Below are 21,007 nucleotides of genomic sequence, written 5' to 3'. Positions count from 1 at the left end.
TCAGACTCCCTGAACTGCGAGTTGTAGTGATTCTTCGTCGGCGATTTCGCTGCGTTTGAGTTCACGCGTTATGGATCCATCCCTCAGGATCAGGACCCTGTCACTCACGGCGAGCAATTCGGGGTACTCCGAGGAAATGACTATGACGGCCTTGCCGGCATTGGCGAGTTCCCGGATCATGTCCAGAATCTCGCTCTTGGTGCCGATGTCGACGCCGGCTGTTGGCTCGTCGAGAATGAGGACATCCGGTTCCGTCCCGAGCCATTTGGCCAGCACCACCTTCTGCTGGTTTCCGCCGGACAGCAGCCGCACTGGTTTGTTCGGATGCGCAACCTTCACGGCGAACTTCTTGATTAGTGAGCTGGACAATGTCCTGCCCGCCCGCGCATCGAGCAAGGGCCCGCGCTTGATGTTGTCCAGCAACGGGAGCAGCAGGTTGTCCCGAACCGAATGGTCGAGTACGAGGCCCTGGTCCCGTCGGTCTTCGGGAATGAGAGCCAAACCGGCATCAATGGCGCGTCGCGGGCTGGTGATGACGGCCTTCTGGCCCCGGATCAGGATCTCGCCGCTTTCGAGCGAATCGATGCCGAACAGAACCCTGGCAAGCTCCGTGCGGCCGCTTCCCATGAGTCCTGCCAAGCCAAGGATTTCCCCCGCGTGCAGCGTGAAGGAGACGTCGCGTACCCTTTTGCCGCACGTGAGGCCCCTGGCTTCAAGGACGGGCGAAGCCGACGATGGATCCCGCTCCCGTTGCTGGTAGGTCAGCTGCCCCTCGATCTTCTTCCCCACGATGCCCTCGACAATTTGTTCCGGAGTGACATTACTTAGGGGCTCCGTGAGCAGCCGGCGACCGTCGCGAAGGATGGTGATGCGGTCGGCGATACGGTAAACCTCATCCATTCGGTGAGAGATATAGATGATCGATATCCCCCGGTTCTTGAGCCTGGCTACAAGGTCGAAGAGGGCCTCCGTTTCATGCCGGGCCAGGCTCGCCGTCGGCTCGTCCATGATGAGTACCCTCGCGTTCTGGGCGAGAGCCTTGGCGATTTCCGTCAGCTGCCAGTACGCGGTGCCCAGCTTGGAAACATGGGCCCGCGGATCGACCTCGACTTCCATCTCCGTGAAGACTTCGCGGGCCCGGCGGACAGCCTCCCTGTCGTCGATCAGGCCGCTCCGGCCCTGCGGTTCTGCGCCGAGGAAGATATTCTGGGCCACGGTCAGGCTGGGCACCAGACTGAACTCCTGGAAGACCATGCCGATGCCGGCGGCCTTGGCATCCTGGATTGAGGTGATCTCGACTGGCTTTCCGCCGACGAGAATACTGCCGGAGTCAGTCTGGTAAACGCCCTGAAGAATTTTCATCAGTGTTGACTTGCCGGCGCCGTTTCCCCCGGCAAGCGCGTGTACCTCTCCGGCGCGGACCTCGAAGTCCACCTCATTGAGGACGGGGACGCCGTTGAATCCCTTTGAGATCGACCGCATCTCGACGGCTGGCTCTCTTGTGTTCATGGTGCAATCCTTTTTCGGTGGCTGGGGCAGGCCCTGCGGCCTGCCCCAACCCCGCTATTTTTTGAAGGAGTCCTGGATATCCTTGGGGGCATCCTCGTGGTAGACCTGCTTCCACGCTTCGAGGACGTTGGTGTGGTCCACGGGCACGGCACTCAGCGCGACGTATGGCGGCGGAGTTTTTCCGAGCAGTGCCATGGCGCCGAGCCGTGCTTCGGTGACACCCTGATCAAAAGGCACCTGGGCGCCGAGACCGACGACCAGCTCATTCTTGGCCAGGGCAATCGCAACGTTCTTACCCAGATCCTCAGTCGCGATCTTCAGATCAGTTCGGCCCGAGGCGCGGGCTGCAGCCATGACACCTTCCGCAGGAACGTCCCAGACGGCCCAGATCCCGGAGAGATCGGGGTACTTGCTCAGCATGGCGTTCGCTGCACTCTGTGCGTCACCAGCGAAATCAGGACCCGCGATGCCCTTTTCCTCGACGATTTTGATGTCCGGGTATTCCTTGGTGATGGTTTCCTTGAACCCCTGGTAGCGCTGCTTGGTGACGAAGAAGTCGGCCTCATGGAAGACCATGCCGATCTTCCCTTTGCCGCCCAGCGCCTTCGCCATTTGATGGGCCGATACGACGCCGTTGCCGAAGTTGTCCGCCGATACGACAGAGACATAGTCCTTGCCTGCGGTGAGCCCCTGGGGGACGTTGTCCATGAAGACCAGCTTCGCTCCTTCCGCCGCTGCCTTCTTGTACGCGGACGCGGTGGCGACCGGGTCGGTGGGGATTGAAACGACAATGTTGGGCTTCTGCGTCATGACCGTTTCCAGGTCTGACACCTGCTTGTCCGGTTTGAAGTTGGCATCCGTGGTGGCAATGAGGTCGATACCCAGACGAGAAAATTCGCTTTTCAGGCCCGCGATCTGGGCGTTGGCCCAGTCGTTGCCGCCGTAATGCATAACGATGGCCGCCTTGGCTCCCATGGCCTTGACCTTGGCGACGTCGTCATCGCTAAGCTCTGCTACGGAGGCGGGGGCAGGCTCTTCGCCGTTCGGGCCCTTGCTCAGGACCTGGCCCTTGATTTTGGCGAGGGCTTCGTCGGCTTTGGCCGATACGCCGGCATCCTGCGTTGTTGTGGTGCTCGCCGCTGGGCTGCAACCGGCGGTGGCGAGAGCAATAGCCGTTGCGACAGCGAAGAGCGTCGTCCTGCGGATCATGGTGTTCTCCAGTCCTGATTTGTGATGTGGGTGATGAGTAAAAAAGGGTGTTCTTCAGCGTCGTTGGGCCCGAGGGGCCCAACGATGAGGTGGGGTGGTGGTGAGGTCTACTTAGGCGAGGGCGGTCGCCAAAGGAGGGGGAACCGGTGACAGGACGAGCCCGCCGGTGGCCGAGGCCCTACGGATTGCGGCAGCCTTGTCGGAGGCGTTCAAGAAATTCTCTGCGTGTGGTTTGTCGAGGAAGAGGCCCAGCGAGCAGAGTCCGTGATGGGCGTGAACCCATCTCACGACATCGCCGGCCACTGTGCCCATGTCCCCTTGCAACTTGACCGCGGCGCCGTCGACGGTTGTCACGGAGGTGATCGCGGCGGTGTGGTCGATGGCGACGACCAGGCTTGCCCAGAGGACACGGCCCTCGAAGACACCGACGACGGCCGACGAACTCGGGGGGACGAAGTCGCGGACAGCGCGTGCGACGTCATCGTTCGAGCATGCTGCCTCTGCCAGGAGTTGTCCGACGTTCTCCCATTGGGCCTCGTCGATGTCATGAACCGCAACGTCGGGGTGAAGCATAAACGAATGGGCGCGGAGTTCGCTGTGCACCTGATCCTCTTCTCTCGCCGTTGAGTTCAATCTCCGTGACCGGTCACGGAACTCTTCAATCGTGACCGGTCACGGAAGATGTGTCAAGTCTCACGCGAGGATTACTTTGGGCGTCCAACGCGGGACGGGCGCTAGAGGCGGTGGTGTCGGGCCGGTGCGGCGCTCTGGCGAACCACAAGCGTCGGCTCGTTGGGCACGCGGTCCACTTCGCGGCCCTCAATCGCGCCGAGAAGCACCTCTATGCTGGCGTGGGCCAACGCGGCAAAGTCCTGCCGCACCGTGGTCAAGGGGGGAAGGAAAAAGTCTGAACCTTCGACGTCGTCGAATCCCACAATGCTGACATCGTTCGGGACGCGGATGCCGGACTCGGCCAAGGCGCGGATGAGGCCCAAGGCGGTGTGGTCACTGGCTGCAAAGATCGCCTGCGGGACCCTTTTCTCCTTGACCAGCCGGAGCCCCGTCTCGTAGGCCCACCCCGGGCTCCAATCGCCCTCCAGGCACAGCCCCGGCGCGAGACCGCCGTCTCGGAGTGCGGCCTCCCAGCCGCGCTTCCGCACCCGTCCGTCAAACCAGTCCATGGACCCGGCGAAATGCGCGATGTCGGTGTGGCCCAGATCGATGAGGTGCTGGGTGGCCATACGCGCCCCCAACTCCTGGTTCTCCGAGTACGTGAACACGTTTGGAGTCGATGACGCTCCGGCGGCGATCATCTCGACCGGAACTTGGATTGTCGCGTCCCTGACTGCCGCTGCCATGGACAGCAGTGGTGCGATCACGATGATGCCGTCTACCTCAATCTCGTCCAAGGTATCCAGTGCCTTTGGAATGGAATCCGCGTACGGGTCCTCGACCGTGACGACGGTAGTGAAGTAACCCTTCTGCCGGGCAACTTTCTCGAGGGCCATGAGCGTCCCGACCGGGCCGAAGCGGGGGGACCCGTCGGTCAGGATACCGATGGCTGTCGAGCGGCTCGTGGAGAGGGCGGTGGCCGCCCGGCTGCGGCGGTACCCCATGTCCTTAATGATTTGCTGGACCCGCACGCGCGTTGCAGAGCTGACGTCCGGAGCGTCATTCAACACCCGGGAGACTGTTTGGTAGGAGACTCCGGCCATCTGGGCGACATCACTGATGTTCGGCTTCCGTGGTCTGGATGGATGGGCAGACGCTACCTTCGCGTTGTTACCCCTCGCTGCTCCTGCCACGGAGTCCCCTGTCTCGCCAACACCAGCCCCCGGCGGAGGCTTCCCAGTGCAGTTAACCTTACGCGGTACCGCGGTGCCCCTGCGTCTGTCGCGTCAGATTCGGGCGCAGACTTTGATGGCACGGAGTCTGCTGGCGGGCTCTGTCCCTACGGTTCCGAGAGCCTCTTGGATCCGTTTCGTAGACCCGTCAACAGCGCCTGGAATCCGCCTTTGACAGGGCGAATTATTCGCTTTCGTCGGCAGCCTGTCGGCGATGACGTTCGCGTTGGCCGTACGCCGCCCGAAGAATGTCGTCCTTTGACTCGAATCCTGAGCCCAACGCACCACCGATGAGCACCGCCGATGTCGTCATCCAGGCGACTTCCATAAAGTCCCAAACAGTCACGGGATGTTGCAGGGTCCGTGCCAATAGGGCTTCGTCGATAGTGAATGCCGCGGCCAGCAGTACGGCCACGAACAGCAGGACGTAGCTGATCACGACGCCGATCATCAACGACCACACTGTTGAAGTGTTATACAAGGAAGCCTTGTACCGTTCGAGCGTATCGTCGCGCCGGGGGCTTTCCCAGAGATCGTGTTGGGTGATGATCCAGAACACCATAGAGCTGATCGAGAGAACCATCAGCAGGGTCAGCCTCGGCGCCCCGAGCAGGTCCGCGAGTTGCCAGATTGTGTCCGTGACAAGCGCGAAGGCGCCTGTGGCGATCGCGGCGGCCATTGCGCTTCTCAATCCGAAGACCAGCCGCCAAGGTCGGTTCGCCCGCAGCATGCCCGCCAGCAACCGTCCCCGGCCGAGGCGGGTTGCTGCGACGTAGCGGAACCCAATCGGCCCGTCGTCAAGAACGGCAGTCTCAATTCGCCTGGATTGCTGCAGCGAGGGCGGGCCGAATTCCACGGCGTCATCCTCGGGATCGAAGTGGCGGTGCATCGCCCAGCCGAGATCGGCGACGGCGGAGCGGACCCGGCGGTCGATGTTGACGGCGCCGAGCGCGGGCAACGAAACCAGGGAGATCGGCTCTCCAACCGCAACTTCCGCGACCACGGTCCGGCCCTCGAAACGAATCGGAAGATCGGTCAGGCAGACCATGACATCCCATGCACGTAGGGTCCGGTGTTTCGCCAAGGAGGCCAGCATCGGCGTCAACCCATTGCCGGCCGTAAAATCCCGGTACTCGATCACCACGGACCAGTCGTGGCGCTCGTCGGCAAGGTTGAGCAGATGGCCCACTTCGCGTCCGTTGCGCTCGGCAAACTCGGCGGTGACCTCTGGTTCGGCGAGCACGCCCAGCGTACGGGCACTGGTGGGGTTCACGTCGCCCGAATGTTCCGGCACTCCCGACCTCCTATGGTTCAGTGTCTATGACCAGCAAACTGGATGCCACCGTTGCCGCGGACGCAGGTTCCCGATGCCCGAATTCGTGGGGTACTCGGCCGATTGAGGCCTGCTTATGGGACGTGAAACGGGGCGCCGTTCGGACGAAGGCGCCAAGCCCGCGTTGCGACGTGCAGGTTCAGGCGGGTGTCGGGATCGGCTAGGTCGAAGCCGGTGATCTGCCGGATGGACTTCAAACGGTAACGCAGAGTGCTTCGATGGATGGTCAGGCTCTGGGCTGTACTGTCATAGTTGCCGCCGTGGTCCAGGTACTGGGCCAGGGTCTGCACCAGGTCAGACCCCCGGCTGTCGTCGGCGCGTTGAAGGGTACCGAGCCACTCGTCGATATAGCCGGCCAGATCCGGTTCGCCCCCAGCTGGGGCCAAGATACGGTAGATCCCCAGTTGATCAAAGCGGGTGACACCGTAGCGCTCGATTGAACCGGCCCGGACGTGCAGCGCGTGCAGGGCTTCCGAGAAGGAGCGCGGGATCTGGGTGACATCCAGGCTCGGACCGCCGATGCCTACGGCCCCGGTGGTACATCGTAGGGTCTTGGCGACAACGGAAAAGACCTCGGCGCCCAACGGATCTCCACCTACCACGGCCACAGCCATGTCCGCGCGCCGTGAGACGAGCGCGGATGAACAGAGTTCCCGGAACGTCCTGCGCAGTGCGACCACGACAGTATCGTCGGTTCGTGGCGGCTGCCACTGCGCCACGATGACGTGCTGCAGGCCGCTGATGTCATATCCCAGTGCCTCCGCACGAAGCCCTGCGGTTGCGCCATCCGTTCCGGACACGAGTTCGTCCACGAGGTCGCGCCCCAGCCTTAGTTCCAGCCGGGCCAGGCTGCGGCGGTGGGACAACTCGACCTCCAAGAGCCGCGTTGCGTACTTCAAAGCGAAGACGTTTCCGGCTGTGACCGGCCTGTCGGTTGCCAGCATGCAAATAGCCCCCAACACCTCGCCGTGCGACAGGGCAAGGGCAACGAGCCTTCGCGGTTCGCGGACTGGTGAGCCGGAGGCGAGCCAGAGCTGGGCAGTCCGCGACCTGGCCGCCGCGCCAAGCCTGGGGTAGGGGCGTTTGGACCCGATCCCCGCCCCCGCGCTGATATGCCCGAACGCGTCCTCAATACAGATGGGCCGCCCCGTCAGCCGTGAAAGTGCCTCCGCCAGGAGTCCTTCCCGGGATTCGGTGTCCCCGAGGTCGTGAGTCGCGCCCTGGTCCAGGGCATCCCGGATCTTGGCGTGTTCTTCCAGCTCACGTACAGTCGCCGAGAGGGAAAGGAGACGCTGGTCAATGTCGTCACGGCGGAGCAGCTGACCGGTTGCGTCATTCATGAGTTCCCGGGGGGATTCCCTGGCGTGAGTCGTTCCCGTCGTCCCCGCGGTTGTCCGGAGCTGCATCAGCTGAGGGAGTTCCGGAGGGTGGCTGGCGAGAGCACCAGACACCCGTTCAGCTCGGCATCGTCGCCAACGGTGAACAGCGCATATCGCCAGCCCGGCCTGGCGCACGGGAGAACCGAGTCCCTGCCATTGAGACGCCGGACGTCCTGATCCTGAGGCAATGCCGCGCGTTCGGGCACGGGGTTCAACTGACCATTCACCGCGAGGTAACGGTCCTTGATCTCACAGAACGACACGCCCGACACCGCCTGCGCGGCCGTGTTGAGGATCTCCTCTGCCACACGTCGATCGAACATATTGATCCTCGTCTCTGTCCAAAGCAAAGGGGATCTCACAGGGCATACAACCCTGGGCAGACCGTAATCCGTTGCCCTCTCTGTAATCCCGATCACGGAGTGTAGAAGCGACCATTTTCGGGTCCCAGGGCATGCCGTCGTGCAAGTGAACCTCGACGCATCCAACGCCGTACTTGGATGGAATCGGCATGCCAACTCCAGACAAAACTACGCCCCTATGTCGCCATTGTTAAGCGCTTGTCATGTCCCCGCGGATTGCCGTCAGTGCTGGACGCTCAACGGCATTTCGGAACGTCATCGACGCTTCCACGGCATAGCTGAGTCCCTCGAGCGGCGACTTGACTGAAAACCGCGAAATTGGTGCCGGGCGTCGTCCGTCACAGCCTGGGGGAGCCTCCTGCTGGACTCTCACCGTGCCTGACTCCGCTGCGCGCCGGTCCATCCCGGAGGAGGCGCAGGTGCTCGTGGATCATTGCCACGGCCGTTGAGCCTTCACCGGCTGCAGCCGTTACACGTTTCACCGATCCATGCCGAACATCGCCGGCCGCGAACATTCCGGGAACGCTGGTTTCCAGTGGCAGCCGTCTGCGCCCCAGATGGCTGAACTCAGGAGGAAGGTCCTCAAGATCAGCCCCGGTGAGAACAAAGCCGTGGTCATCCAGGGCGACGGTGCCCTGGAGCCATCCTGTGTGCGGCGCGGCCCCGATGAAAATGAAGAGGTATCGGGAGTCGAAGATGCGCTGTTCGCCCGTGGCTCCCAGGTCGACGACGATCCGTTCAAGGGCGCCGGAACCGTCTACGGCCACGATGTTGGCCCCCAGGAGTACCTCTATGCCCGGTTGCTCTTCGATCCGGTCCGCGAGGTATCTCGACATGTCCGCGCGGAGGTCCGCCCCGCGCACCACCAGCCGCACTTGTGCTCCCGTGCCAACAAGGAAAAGCGCGGCCTGTCCCGCGGAGTTTCCACCGCCGACGACGGTCACGGGCTGCAATCCGCAGAGCCTGGCTTCATGGACGGTGGCGGCGTAGAAGACGCTGATCCCCTCGAATTTCTCCAGCCCGGGGACTGGCAGCCGGCGGTAACGAACCCCGGTTGCGAGCAGCGCTGCTCGGGAGGAGGCCGGGCCGCTCTCGTTGAACTCGGCGTGGAACTCGCCGTCCTTCAATTCGATGGTGCGTGCCCAGCATGCGACGTTGGTCTGGACGCTGAACTTACGGGCCTGGATGATCGCTCTTTCAGTGAGTTCGCCGCCGGAGATCCCGGCGGGAAAGCCGAGAAAGTTCTCGATCCGCGACGACGTGCCGGCCTGCCCACCTATCGCGAAGCCTTCCTTAAGGACGACCGACAACCCGTCCGACGCCGCGTAGACGGCAGCCGCCAGGCCGGCGGGGCCGGCTCCGATCACCATGAGATCGTACGAAGCCGAATGCTCTTTCACCGTCCGTAGGCCCATGGCTAGGGCCAGATCTGCGTTCGACGGGTTCTTGAGGACCTGTGAGGCGCTTAGCACCACCGCCGGCAGCTCATCCGCGAGTATCCCGGCCCGGTCCAGGATGCCCTGCGCCTGCTCGTCATCCTCCAGATCGACCAGCAGGTGAGGCAGACGGTTGGCCGCTGCAAATTCCAGGAGGCGAAGAGTGTCACGGCTGAAGCGTGATCCAACGATGCGCATGCCCGCGCCCGCGCTGATCAGCAGGATCCGCCGTTGAAGATATGCCCGCAGGATGGTCTCGCCCACCGCGGCGTCCGTCAGCACGGCACGGCGCAGGTCTTCCCCGCTGATCTGCAGCACTTCACCCGCCTCGGCGGACACAGCGCTGACAAAGGCCGGTTGCCCCTCTACCACGCCCAATTCCCCTAGGAAGCGTCCCGGACCGTGAACTTCAAGGGTCCGCGCGTTGGGACCAAGCTCAGCGGTCTGCCTGCCACCGGCGGGGGCGTGCAGCCCCTCGACGACCAAGACGGTGCCCTGCAGTATGACGAAGAAATCAGCCTCGACCGTTCCCTCCTGGATTAGGACTTCTCCGGCAGAGGTAGCCCGGCTAGTGCCGGCGCGGCCCAACAATTCGATCTGGGCTTGGCTGAGCCGTGGATACGCGCCGGAGAGATCCGGCGTTTCGATCGGCGTCGACCCTGCGACAGGTTTCATCAGCTCGTTTCGCCCGCCGGTAGCCTAGACCAATGCCTCATGGGGATAGCACCAGCGCCAGTCCTCGCCGGGCTCCAAGGAACGAACGATCGGATGCAACTCGTTGGCGTGGGCCCGGGCGTGCCGCATGGGTGAGGAATCACAACACCCGACATGGCCGCAGGAGAGACACAAACGCAAATGAACCCACGGAGTGCCCAAAGACAGACACTCCTCACAGCCCTGCGGGGTGCGCACCCGAACCGGACGAATCAGCGCGAGATGCGGATCAGGAATTCGAGGGATCATGCTGGCTCCTATGTCGGTCCGTCCATGGAGCCGGCACCGCCGCGACAGCCAGCAATAAGGGTTCCATCGGCACTAACCGGCGCCATGGGTAACATTCGGCCCGGCAAGGGGTGCACCGGTTAAGGGTCAGTTCTAGACCCCGCTCAGGGGCCTGTCAAGCGGCGTACGGAAGACCCGCGTCTGGCAGGGAGGTGAGGCCAGCGGTCCAGAATTCTGAGAAGCCCTCGCCCCATAGGCAGCCTTTCAGCCCATCGAGAGCCTTGTGCCAGGGCTTTCGCCCAACCTGCGCAGCCCAACACCGGAGGCGATCAGCAGTATTCCGATGAGAATTGCGAAGGACGCGAGCAGCCCCAGGAGACTGAGTATGCCCGGGCCGGGAAGAATAACCAGGAAGAGTCCGAAGAGAGTGGTGACGATACCTGTGATCAGCCAGAGCCACCATGACCCGACATTCCTTTTGACATCAAAGGCCAGCGCTATTTGGGAGACACCGAGCATGACCGCCCACAGGCCGATGACGAGCGCCGCGAGAGGGCGGTGATGTCCGGCCAGACGAAGGCGACGAGACCCGCGAGCACGGAGATGATCAACGCAGTTCCTGATCTCCTAAACAATTGTTGTGCCAGTGGGTCGGACATGGCCGCACCTCCGTTTCTGAAATTGGTTTAGTCGTTATCTTGCTGGCCCGGGCCACACGAAAAGGGCTATCCCGTTGCACTGCTGCCCAATATGACTTTCACTGATTTTGTGTCCTGTCCGCGCTGGAACCCGACGTCGGCCTGCTGGCCGGGCTCTTTGCTGCGGACGGCGGCAAGGAGGTCAGTTACACTGGCGATCTTCTGCGCGTCAAGCTCAGTGATGATGTCTCCTGGCTGCAATCCCGCTTTGGCTGCCGGTCCCCCCGGGGCAACTTCGATGACCAGCGCGCCCGACTGTGTGGGGAGGCCAAAGCGGGTTGCGATCTCAGGAGAAATGTCGGTCGGAATGATTCCAAGGACCGGATGTGTGGCCACTCCGCTCTTGAGTATCTGGTCCGCTACGTCGGTCACGGTGGCCGCGGGAGTCACGAACCCGATCGACACGGCGCCCGAACTTGGTGGCAGATAGGCTTCCGAGAGTCCGATGATCTCCGAGCTGCTGTTGACCACGGCTCCGCCGGAATTGCCGGGGGAGATGGGCGCGTCTGTCTGGATAAGGTCGATAAGGCCTTGGGGTGATCCCTCGGACGGTGGCATATTACGGTGAAGAGCGGAAATAATGCCCGCCGTGACGGTCTGCTCCAGCCCGAGCGGACTGCCGATGACAACCGCCAGTTGCCCGACGTCGGGAAGGACAGTAGAGAACTTGGCGGCCGGAAGGTTGCCCCGGTCAGCCTTCAGCACTGCCACATCGGTGGCGTCATCAACACCGACGACCGTGGCCGACGCCTGAGATCCGTCCGCGAAGTGGATCCGGACGCTCGTGAACGGCTTCTTTTGTTGGTCCTCCACCACGTGGGCGTCCGTGACAATGGTGCCGTCGCTGCGGTACACCACACCGCTGCCGATGCCGTCTGATGTCTGGATCGTGACCACGGAGGGCTCGACTTCTCTTACGATCCCAGGAACGGCTGAAAGGTCCCCTGTAGAGCTCAAACCAGCGCTTGCGGATTGTGATGCCGGAGCCGGAGGCGACCCTGTGCAGGCCGACGCGAATATCATTAACCCCGCGCCGAGGGCGCCGGTCCAGGCCCTCCCGAGTCCTGGCTCCGGAACCTCGACGGCCGTTGATCTGCTCATGCTCATGGGATTCCCGCTGCTCTCTCTGGCTGCCTACGGAAACAGCTGACAGGCTGAGTCTCCTCCAACTCCATCGCGTCCGCATGGTCTCGGGACGCCCAAAAACTGCCCGCATTTGAATCCACCAGATCAAGCCAGCGAGGTCAAAACTAGTGGTCTGGCGGATGAACACTAACCAGTATCGCCGCCTGCTCCAGCGAAGTGAGGCCATCGTTCCTGGACCAGTGAGCCGGAGGCGAGCCAGAGCTGCACCGTCGCGTCCCGTTCGACCTGCATTATCTGTCCGCAGCTGAGGGACTCGTTCGTGGGCGACAGGTGAGACGCCCGATCCTCAGATTATCTCGGCGTCTCGGCGGATTCGCCTGTGGACCCGTCCTGAGAGGTCAATTCTCTGGAGCATATTTGACCTTCGAGGGTCATGCCGTCGCCCCATCCAGGGGGCAGACTCAACCTATTAGGCCCCATGACAACGCCCTTGAGCCCCGCGGCCCAGCGGGACAGGGCGTGCGTCATGCGGTGCAACCTCGGGCGGACGTCGCCACAGGACCGCTCGCGCCCTCTAGGACCGGAGTGAGTCATGGCCAAAGCAGTAGGAATTGATCTCGGAACAACCAACTCGGTGATCGCGGTCTGGGAAGGTGGGGAAGCACGCGTCATACCCAACGCGGAAGGAGCCCGGACCACTCCGTCAGTTGTGGCGTACACGGACACCGGGGAACGGCTTGTGGGGCAACTGGCCCGCCGGCAGTCGATTCTCAACCCCAAGGGAACCATCACGTCGGCCAAGCGGTTTATCGGCCGGCACTATGACGAGATTACAGATGAGGCCAAAGCCGTGAGTTTCGACGTCGTAGAGGACGACAACGGCGTGGCGCGTTTTCACGTTCAAGGCAAGAAGGTCGCACCCGAAGAGGTGAGTGCGCTCGTTCTCCGCAAGCTGGTGGACGACGCCGCGAAGCAGCTGGGCGAAAAGGTGACGGAGGCCGTCATTACGGTTCCCGCGTACTTTAACGATGCACAGCGCACCGCGACCAAGGACGCAGGCAAGATTGCCGGACTGGAAGTCCTGCGCATCATCAACGAACCTACTGCAGCGGCCCTGGCCTACGGCATTGACAAGCGTAAGCATGAGACGGTGTTGGTTTTCGACCTTGGCGGCGGAACATTTGATGTGAGTCTGCTGGACGTGGGGGACGGGGTTGTGGAGGTCCGCTCGACCGCGGGCGACTCACACCTCGGTGGCGACGACTTTGACCGCCGTCTGGTCGACTATCTGGCCGATGAATTCCAGAAGGAGGCGGGCATCGACCTCCGGTCGGACGCCCAGGCGTTGCAGCGCCTTTTCGAGGCGGCCGAGAAGGCCAAGGTTGAGCTCAGTTCTGTCACCCAGACGCAGGTCAATCTTCCCTTTATTACGGCCGACGCGACGGGCCCCAAGCACCTGACGAGCACCATCCGGCGGTCCGTCTTCGAGGACCTCACCCACGACCTCGTCGAGCGCACGATGGGGCCGGTGCAGCAGGCGATGACGGACGCCAAAGTCACCGCCAATGACATCGACGAAGTGATTCTGGTGGGCGGCTCCACCCGCATTCCTGCGGTTCAGAGCCTCGTGCGGCGGCTGACGGGCGGCAAAGAGCCGAATATGAGCGTCAATCCGGACGAAGTCGTGGCAATCGGTGCGGCGATCCAGGCCGGCGTGCTCAAGGGCGAGGTCTCCGATGTCCTGCTGCTGGACGTTGTGCCGCTTTCCCTGGGTGTTGAAACCCGCGGCGGCGTCATGACCAAGATCATCGAACGCAACACGACCATCCCCGCTCGGCGCAGTGAGGTCTTCTCCACAGCGGAGGACAACCAGCCCGCCGTCGACGTCGTGGCCTTGCAGGGGGAGCGGGAACTGGCGGCGGACAACCGGGTGCTGGGCCGGTTCCAGCTGACCGACATCCGGCCGGCGCCTCGCGGAGAACCGCAGGTCGAGGTCACGTTCGATGTGGACGCCAACGGCATCCTGAACGTCACCGCCCGCGACAAGGACACAGGTAAGGAGCAGGGCATCACCATCAGCGAAGGCTCCAACCTCGACGCCAAGGAAGTCGAGCGCATGATTGCCGAGGCTGAGTCCCACAGAAGCGAGGACCTGCAGAACCGGGAGCGGATTGACACCCTCAACGAACTCGATGCGGTGGCATACCGCGTTGAGCGGGCCGTCAATGAGCTTGGTGGCGCAGTCCCGGTGCATGACAAGGCCCGAGCGGAACTGCTGGTTGGCCAGGCTCGCGACGCCGTCAGCAACCAGGCAGATGTTGGCACCGCGAGGGAGCTGATCTCCGAGCTTCAGCAGCTGCAGTCGGCGCTGAGTGCCTCCGCTGCCTCCGCGGCCACTGCAGGGGCCGGCCAGGGTTCCGCACCACAGCCCGGAGCGTCCGACGATGTAGACGAGGATGACATCGTCGATGCAGAATTCGATCGTGGCTAGGAACGGCCATGAGCGACCAGGCAGGGCCGGCTGGCCAGGCCCAATCAAGAAATGACGAGGCAGAGGCCGCCGCACCCAAGGAAAGGGAAACCGAGGCGGCTGCGCAGGCGGACGCGCTGGCCAAGATGGAGGACCAGTGGCGCCGTGCGCTGGCTGACGCAGACAACGTTCGAAAGCGCGCCACCCGGGACGGCGCACAGCTAAGGGCACAGGAGCGCGCAGCGGTTTCTTTGGCGTGGCTGCCCGTCCTGGACAACCTGGAACTGGCCCTGGCCCACGCACCAGCGGGTGCGCAGGATCCGCTCGTGGAGGGCATAGCCGCTATACGATCCCAGGCCATCGATACCCTGGCCCGCCTGGGCTATCCGCGGATTGACGCCGAGAATGTCCCCTTCGACCCACGGATCCACGAGGTGGTCAGTGTGTCGGAAACGGACGGGGTTCCCCCCGGGACTGTGCTGACCGTACTGCGTCCGGGCTACGGCGGCACGGACACCATCCTCCGGCCAGCCGCCGTCGTTGTGAGCCGGGCGGTGACCCCGGACCGTGGCTAAGGATCACTACTCAGCTCTCGGCGTCCCGCGGACGGCGAAGCCTGACGAAATTCAGCGCGCCTACCGCAAACTGGCAAGAAAATACCATCCGGACGTCAACCGGGAGCCGGATGCTGGCGACAAGTTCAAGGAGATCGGTGAGGCCTACGATACCTTGTCAGATCCCGAAACCAGGGCGCGCTATGACCGGTTCGGCGCCGACTACCGGCAGTACGCCGGCAGCGGCGCTGGCCCGGGGAGCGGCGGCACGCGGCGGGGTTCCGGCGGGCCGCGCCCCGGCCCCCGGCCGGGCCCGGGACGCGGCGCCTACGGCAACGCGCACGTCGACATGGGAGGCGACGTCGACTGGGAGGATCTGCTCGGTGGCTGGTTCCGTCAGCAGGCAGCAGGTTCGGTTCAGGGGGTGGACCACGAAGCCGAGCTTCTGTTGACCCTCGAAGAAGCGATCCGTGGCGGCCGGCGCACCGTCCGCCTGGCCCAGCCGGGTGGCGAAACTCGGAACTATGACGTTGACGTGCCCCCCGGTGTGCTGGACGGTCAGCGCATCCGCCTCGCGGGGGAGGGCGCGGCGGGCCGCGACGGGGGTTCGCCGGGGGATCTATTCCTGACCGTCCGCATCCAGCCGGACGCCAGATACCGGGTCAAGGGCCGGGACATTCACTTCGACCTTCCCGTCACGCCGTCGGAAGCCGCTCTCGGGGCCAAGATCAAGGTCAACGCGCCTGCTGGACCGGTCACCATCACCGTTCCCGAAGGGTCTTCCAGCGGGCGCAGACTTCGGCTTCGCGGCCAGGGCCTGCCCGACCCGAAGGGCCAGCCGGGGAACCTCTACGCGGAGATCCGCGTCATGGTGCCCCCGCGGCTGAGCACCGAGGTCCGCAAGCTATACGAGCAGCTTGCCGCCGCGTCCGACTTTCACCCTAGGGAGGGGCTTCTATGAGCCGAGAATATCCGCTCGCCTATCCGTGGCGTCTGAATCTCGAGGCGGTGGCGCGCAGCAGCGGTGTCCACCCCGACGTCGTCAGGCGGTTCGTAGAGCTGGATCTGATTCGGCCGCTCGGTGGCGATGCTCCGGGCGGCCCCTGGTTCAGTCCGCGGGCCCCGGAACTGATAGCGCGCGTCGTGCGGCTGCATTCGGAGCTGGCGCTGAACTATGCGGCAATCCCGCTGGTACTGGACTTGCTGGCGCGGGTGGACGCGCTGGAACGACGTTTGGTTGAAATCACGCAAGTGGAAAGGACTACTTCGCGATGAATATGGAGAGTTTGACCCAGAAGTCGCAGGAGGCCTTGGCAGGGGCCCAGCGGATCGCCCAGCAACACGGCCATACCGAGACCGACGGCGAGCATCTGCTGGCGGCCCTGCTGGAGCAGGAGGGTGGCCTCGTTCCGCGGCTACTGGTGGGCATGCAGGTTGACGTGGACGAGCTGAACAGGGCGGTCGAGACCGCGCTGCGGCGGAAGCCGAAGGTCACCGGCCCGGGGGCAGCGCCAGGGCAGGTGTACGTGAGCCGCAGGCTCGGCACACTCCTCGATGCCGCTGAACGTGAAGCCAAACGGCTCAAAGACGAGTACGTCTCGGTGGAACACCTGCTGGTCGCGCTGGCCGAGGAGGGCCGGTCCACGGCGGCCGGCAAGGTGCTGGCCGAGCACGGCATCACCCGCGAGGCGTTCCTCTCGGTCCTGACCCAGGTCAGGGGAAACCAGCGCGTCACCTCGGCAACGCCGGAGCAGACCTACGAGGCGCTGGAGAAGTACGGCCGCGATCTGGTGGCGGACGCCCGCTCCGGAAAGCTGGATCCGGTCATCGGCCGCGACGCGGAAATCCGGCGGGTCGTCCAGATACTTTCGCGCAAGACCAAAAACAATCCGGTGCTGATCGGCGAGCCGGGAGTCGGCAAAACCGCCATTGTGGAGGGACTGGCCCAGCGGATCGTCCGGCAGGATGTGCCGGAAGGCCTGAAGAACAAGACCATTTTCTCGCTCGATTTGAGCTCGCTTGTGGCCGGTGCCAAGTACCGCGGCGAGTTCGAGGAGCGGCTGAAGGCGGTGCTGGCCGAGGTGCTGGCGGCAGAAGGCCGGATCCTGCTCTTCGTGGACGAGCTGCACACCGTCGTCGGGGCAGGCGCGTCCGAGGGGTCGATGGACGCCGGTAACATGCTGAAGCCAATGCTGGCCCGCGGGGAGCTGCACATGATCGGCGCCACCACCCTCGACGAATACCGCAAACACATTGAGTCGGATGCGGCTTTGGAACGCCGCTTCCAGCCGGTCCTGGTTGAGGAACCCGACGTGGAGGACGCCATTTCCATCCTGCGCGGCTTGCGGGAGCGGCTTGAAGTCTTCCACGGCGTACGGATCCAGGATAGTGCTCTCGTGGCCGCGGCCACCCTCTCCCACCGGTACATCACAGACCGGTTTCTTCCGGACAAGGCCATTGACCTCGTGGACGAAGCGTGCGCCCGGCTGCGGACGGAAATTGATTCGATGCCGGCGGAACTGGATGAGCTCACCCGAAAGGTCACGCGGCTCGAAATCGAAGAGGCGGCACTCTCCAAGGAGACCGATCCGGCCAGCAAGATCCGGCTCGAGGAGCTGAGGCGTGAATTGGCGGATCTGCGCGCCGAGGCCGACGCGAAAAGGGCCCAATGGGAAGCCGAGCGCCAGGCGATCCACAAGCTGCAGGAAATCCGGAGTGAACTGGAGCGGGCGCGGCTGGAGGCTGAGGAAGCCGAGCGGAACTACGACCTCAACCGGGCGGCGGAGCTACGCTACGGCCGACTTGGTGACCTCGAACGGCGGCTGGCCGCCGAGGAGGAACGGCTGACCGCGAAGCAGGGTGAAAAACGCCTGCTCCGCGAGGTGGTGACGGAAGACGAGATCGCCGACATTGTCGCGGCCTGGACAGGCATACCGGTCGCACGGCTGAAGCAGGGCGAACGTGAAAAAGTCCTGCACCTGGACGAAATCCTGCGCGCCCGCGTCGTGGGGCAGGAGGAAGCGATTAGCGCGGTGACGGACGCCATCATCCGCGCCCGCTCCGGTATCCGGGATCCCCGCCGGCCCATCGGCTCCTTCATCTTCCTCGGCCCGACCGGCGTCGGGAAGACCGAGCTTGCCAAGGCTCTGGCTGCGGCGCTCTTCGACAGCGAGAACGCAATGATTCGGCTGGACATGAGTGAGTACCAGGAGCGCCACACCGTGAGCCGGCTATTGGGTGCCCCTCCGGGCTATATCGGCTACGACGAGGGTGGCCAGCTCACCGAGGCCGTACGCCGCAAGCCGTACTCGGTGGTGCTTTTCGATGAGGTGGAAAAGGCCCACCCGGATATCTTCAACACACTTTTGCAGGTCCTGGACGACGGCAGGGTTACGGACTCGCAGGGCCGAACCGTTGATTTCCGCAATACCGTGATCATCATGACCTCTAACATAGGTTCCCAATATCTCCTTGAGGGTTCCACCGAAGGCGGAACGATCACCGAGCAGGCACGGAGCCTGGTGATGGGCGAGCTGCGGGGCCACTTCCGCCCCGAGTTCCTGAACCGTGTGGACGATATCGTGCTGTTTTCGCCTCTCGGCCTGCCGCAGATCGAACGCATTGTGGACCTGCAGTTCGAACAGCTGCGGCAGCGTCTGGCCGAGCAGCAGGTCGAACTGCACCTGACCGAGGAGGCGCGCCTGCTGATTGCCGAACGTGGCTTCGATCCGATCTACGGAGCCCGACCCCTGCGCCGCTTTATCTCCCGTGTAGTGGAAACGGAGGTGGGCCGGGCCCTCCTGCGCGGCAGCATCGCCGAGGGGGGAGTCGTGACGGTGACAGCAGCCGACGGTGAGCTCTTGGTTGACTACACCACTAGGGAAATGGAAGAGGCCGGAACCGCATGAACAAGGCCATCATCAAATGTCCCCATTGCGGCAAGTCCAACCGCGTTCCGGCTGTCGCCGAGGGCCGGCCACGCTGCGGGAGTTGCCACCGGGAGCTTCCCTGGGTGGTTGAAGCGGGCGACGACGACTTCGGCGAGATCGCCGAACGGTCCGGCGTTCCGGTGCTGGTGGACTTTTGGGCGGTGTGGTGCGGACCCTGCCGGATGGTGAGCCCCGTGCTGGACCAGTTGGCACACGAACGCGCGGGGCAGATCAAACTTGTGAAGGTCGATGTGGACCACTCGCCGCAGCTCTCCGCCCGATTCGCCATTCAGGCAGTGCCAACGTTGCTGGTCATCGTCGACGGCAAGATCGTCGCGAGGCAGGCCGGCGCGGCTCCCGCGCCGGTGCTGAGGTCCTGGTTGGAGGGGGCCCTCACGAAGTAGCCCAACAGCAAGCCCCTCAGTCGGTGCCTCGGCGGGCAACCCTTACACCAGAGAAGATATCGGCGGCATTTCTTGGCTGCACTGCGATCGTCTGTGTAGCTAATTGGACTGGAGCGAAGAGGATAGCGAGGCAGGAAGAGGGGAGTCGACGAGGTTTGGTACGCCTCCGAAGGAGGCCAAGGTCCGGGCCGTCTCCACGAACTCGCGCGCCAACCCGTCATTGACGTCAGTGCGCCATGCAATCGACAGCGGAGAGGGCGGGACGTCTCTGACCGGGATGAAAGACAGCCCCGGACGGTCATAGAAACGTTGGGTCGAGGCCTGAGTGAAGGCAATGCCCCGCTCACCCATGATGGCTTCGAAACACTCGTCGACGGTGGCTACCTGAGTGCCCAGACGGACCGGCTGCCCGCCGCGCGCCTGGGTTGCGAGCCAGAAATCCCGCCACTTATCCGGAGCCTTGCGGGCGACGAAGGACTCATCAACGACCTGTTCCACCGAGACCTCGGACAGACCGGCAAAGCGGGAACTGCTGGCAACTACAAGGACCCGCGGCTCAATGAACAGTGTCTCCATGGCGAGCCAGTCAGCCGCCGGCAGGGGCGGCCGCACAAATGCCACGTCAGCGCTTCCGTCGGCAAGACCCGCTGTTGGGTCGGCGAAATCGAAGGACCTCATCTGGACGTGAATTTCCGGGTGGTTGTTCTTGAACGCGGCGAGGATCCGCGGGGTCAGTTCAGCCGCCGCGTTGGCCTGAAAGCCGACTATCAGGGTGCCCCGCACGCCGCTGGCGACCTCACGCGTCAACGAAACGGCGCGCTCCGCGGCGGATAAAAGGCGCTTAGCTTCACCCAACAGGACATCCCCTGCGCTGGTCAGGGAGACGCTTCGGCTGGTCCGGATCAACAGGGGAGTCCCCAGCGAGTGTTCAAGCTTCCGTATTTGGACGCTGAGGGACGGCTGCGCGATATGGAGCCGCGCAGCGGCTCGACCAAAGTGCAATTCCTCCGCAACGGCGACGAAGTACTGCAGGACGCGCAGGTCTAGCTGTGGCTGCTGCATCGTTCAACTGTAAGCTCCGCCACAATCGGGGTCCAATAGTTTCGGCCTATTGGTGGATAGGGCACAGGTATTGGACCGTTCGGGGTCACGGGGGCTGCAATGGAAACAGCGAAGGGTTGCCAACGGAGACAGCCGCCAAAGGCACTCCAGGAACCCCGCTTTCGAGGCTCGGGCAGAGAAGTCCGACCCTCAGCGAGACCAACGAGAGGAACAACGACATGACGGTCGCCACACGTGCCCCTTCTGTAGAATCCTGGGTTCAGAGCTTCACCGAGGCCAACAACCGGGACCCGGAAATCCAAGCTCACGGAAAGTACTTCACCTGCTCCTACCTGCTGGACATGGAGGCGCACACCTTTGTTGTCCGGGTCGTGTCGGGCACCATCGCCCAGATTTCCGTAGACCCGGGACCCATTGAGGTTCCCTACCAGTTCGCCATCCGGGCCAGCGCCCACACGTGGGGTGAATTCGGCAAGCCCGTCCCGGCTCCCATGTACCACGGCATCTGGGCCGCCACTTTCCAACGCGACATGAAGCTGGAGGGCGAAGTCCTGGTTCTGATGCAGAACCTGCGCTGCATCACACGCCAGATCGAACTGCTGCGCTCTACCGGCGCACCCGTCTAGACCATAGGAGTTCCTGATATGAGCAAAATTTCCCCCGTCACTGGCCACTACGTCACCGTCGACGTGGACGGCCTTGAATACAAGGTTTTCTATCTCGAAAACGGCCAGGGCCAGCCCCTGGTCTGCCAGCACACCGCCGGAGCCCACAACCACCAGTGGCGCGG

General features: G+C 63.5%; 19 protein-coding genes. 7 read left to right on the top strand and 12 right to left on the bottom strand.

Annotated elements, in window-relative coordinates:
* The 11 genes from J2W14_RS20120 to J2W14_RS20070 all read right to left on the bottom strand — a co-directional run bounded on the left by J2W14_RS20120 (nt 1) and on the right by J2W14_RS20070 (nt 11,609).
* Complete coding sequence (locus J2W14_RS20120) at nt 1–1,509, bottom strand: sugar ABC transporter ATP-binding protein (RefSeq protein WP_307465846.1); 1,509 nt, start codon at nt 1,507–1,509, stop codon at nt 1–3.
* Between the two features lie 54 nt (nt 1,510–1,563).
* Nucleotides 1,564–2,718 (bottom strand): substrate-binding domain-containing protein, encoded by a 1,155-nt coding sequence (locus tag J2W14_RS20115; protein WP_307465844.1) that lies wholly within the window; start codon nt 2,716–2,718, stop codon nt 1,564–1,566.
* Between the two features lie 111 nt (nt 2,719–2,829).
* On the bottom strand, nt 2,830–3,321 hold the full coding sequence (locus J2W14_RS20110; protein WP_307465843.1) for a hypothetical protein: 492 nt from the start codon (nt 3,319–3,321) through the stop codon (nt 2,830–2,832).
* A 131-nt stretch (nt 3,322–3,452) separates the two neighbouring features.
* A complete protein-coding gene (locus J2W14_RS20105; RefSeq protein WP_307465841.1) occupies nt 3,453–4,523 on the bottom strand; it encodes a LacI family DNA-binding transcriptional regulator in 1,071 nt (356 codons plus the stop codon).
* Between the two features lie 223 nt (nt 4,524–4,746).
* Nucleotides 4,747–5,856: a hypothetical protein gene (locus J2W14_RS20100; protein WP_307465839.1), complete on the bottom strand. Its 1,110-nt coding sequence runs from the start codon at nt 5,854–5,856 to the stop codon at nt 4,747–4,749.
* Nucleotides 5,857–5,969: 113 nt separating this feature from the next.
* On the bottom strand, nt 5,970–7,235 hold the full coding sequence (locus J2W14_RS20095) for a PucR family transcriptional regulator (protein ID WP_307465837.1): 1,266 nt from the start codon (nt 7,233–7,235) through the stop codon (nt 5,970–5,972).
* Nucleotides 7,236–7,300: 65 nt separating this feature from the next.
* Nucleotides 7,301–7,582 carry a hypothetical protein gene (locus tag J2W14_RS20090; protein WP_307465835.1) on the bottom strand — a complete coding sequence of 94 codons (282 nt, stop codon included), beginning with the start codon at nt 7,580–7,582 and terminating at the stop codon, nt 7,301–7,303.
* Between the two features lie 392 nt (nt 7,583–7,974).
* A complete protein-coding gene (locus tag J2W14_RS20085; RefSeq protein ID WP_307465832.1) occupies nt 7,975–9,747 on the bottom strand; it encodes an FAD-dependent oxidoreductase in 1,773 nt (590 codons plus the stop codon).
* A gap of 24 nt (nt 9,748–9,771) precedes the next feature.
* Nucleotides 9,772–10,035 (bottom strand): UBP-type zinc finger domain-containing protein, encoded by a 264-nt coding sequence (locus J2W14_RS20080; protein WP_224049406.1) that lies wholly within the window; start codon nt 10,033–10,035, stop codon nt 9,772–9,774.
* Nucleotides 10,036–10,278: 243 nt separating this feature from the next.
* Complete coding sequence (locus J2W14_RS20075) at nt 10,279–10,533, bottom strand: DUF308 domain-containing protein (protein WP_307465829.1); 255 nt, start codon at nt 10,531–10,533, stop codon at nt 10,279–10,281.
* Between the two features lie 206 nt (nt 10,534–10,739).
* Entirely contained in the window at nt 10,740–11,609 is an 870-nt protein-coding gene (locus tag J2W14_RS20070; RefSeq protein WP_307465827.1) for a S1C family serine protease, read from the bottom strand.
* A gap of 781 nt (nt 11,610–12,390) precedes the next feature.
* Here J2W14_RS20070 and dnaK point away from each other — a divergent pair.
* The 6 genes from dnaK to trxA are packed head-to-tail and all read left to right on the top strand — an operon-like array spanning nt 12,391 to nt 19,155.
* Nucleotides 12,391–14,289 (top strand): molecular chaperone DnaK, encoded by a 1,899-nt coding sequence (dnaK, locus tag J2W14_RS20065; RefSeq protein WP_307465825.1) that lies wholly within the window; start codon nt 12,391–12,393, stop codon nt 14,287–14,289.
* A gap of 8 nt (nt 14,290–14,297) precedes the next feature.
* A complete protein-coding gene (locus J2W14_RS20060; RefSeq protein WP_307465823.1) occupies nt 14,298–14,843 on the top strand; it encodes a nucleotide exchange factor GrpE in 546 nt (181 codons plus the stop codon).
* Nucleotides 14,836–15,783, top strand: coding sequence for a DnaJ C-terminal domain-containing protein (locus tag J2W14_RS20055; RefSeq protein WP_307465821.1), 948 nt, complete (start codon nt 14,836–14,838; stop codon nt 15,781–15,783). Before J2W14_RS20060 ends, J2W14_RS20055 begins: the two co-directional genes overlap by 8 nt.
* Nucleotides 15,780–16,097, top strand: coding sequence for a chaperone modulator CbpM (locus tag J2W14_RS20050; protein WP_307465819.1), 318 nt, complete (start codon nt 15,780–15,782; stop codon nt 16,095–16,097). Before J2W14_RS20055 ends, J2W14_RS20050 begins: the two co-directional genes overlap by 4 nt.
* Nucleotides 16,094–18,730, top strand: coding sequence for an ATP-dependent chaperone ClpB (gene clpB, locus J2W14_RS20045; RefSeq protein ID WP_307465817.1), 2,637 nt, complete (start codon nt 16,094–16,096; stop codon nt 18,728–18,730). Before J2W14_RS20050 ends, clpB begins: the two co-directional genes overlap by 4 nt.
* Entirely contained in the window at nt 18,727–19,155 is a 429-nt protein-coding gene (gene trxA / locus J2W14_RS20040) for a thioredoxin (RefSeq protein ID WP_307465815.1), read from the top strand. The genes clpB and trxA overlap by 4 nt, the downstream gene beginning before the upstream one ends.
* Nucleotides 19,156–19,254: 99 nt before the next feature.
* Here the strand turns inward: trxA and J2W14_RS20035 are convergent, their stop codons facing one another.
* On the bottom strand, nt 19,255–20,217 hold the full coding sequence (locus J2W14_RS20035) for a LysR family transcriptional regulator (protein WP_307465812.1): 963 nt from the start codon (nt 20,215–20,217) through the stop codon (nt 19,255–19,257).
* Between the two features lie 218 nt (nt 20,218–20,435).
* Between J2W14_RS20035 and J2W14_RS20030 the strand changes: the two genes are divergently transcribed.
* Nucleotides 20,436–20,843, top strand: a complete 408-nt coding sequence (locus tag J2W14_RS20030) for a hypothetical protein (RefSeq protein ID WP_307465810.1) — start codon at nt 20,436–20,438, stop codon at nt 20,841–20,843.
* The last annotated feature ends 164 nt before the right edge of the window (nt 20,844–21,007 follow it).

Source organism: Pseudarthrobacter oxydans (assembly GCF_030812335.1).
GTDB classification, from domain to species: Bacteria; Actinomycetota; Actinomycetes; order Actinomycetales; family Micrococcaceae; genus Arthrobacter; species Arthrobacter oxydans_B.
This window is presented reverse-complemented; position numbering and strand designations above follow the sequence as displayed.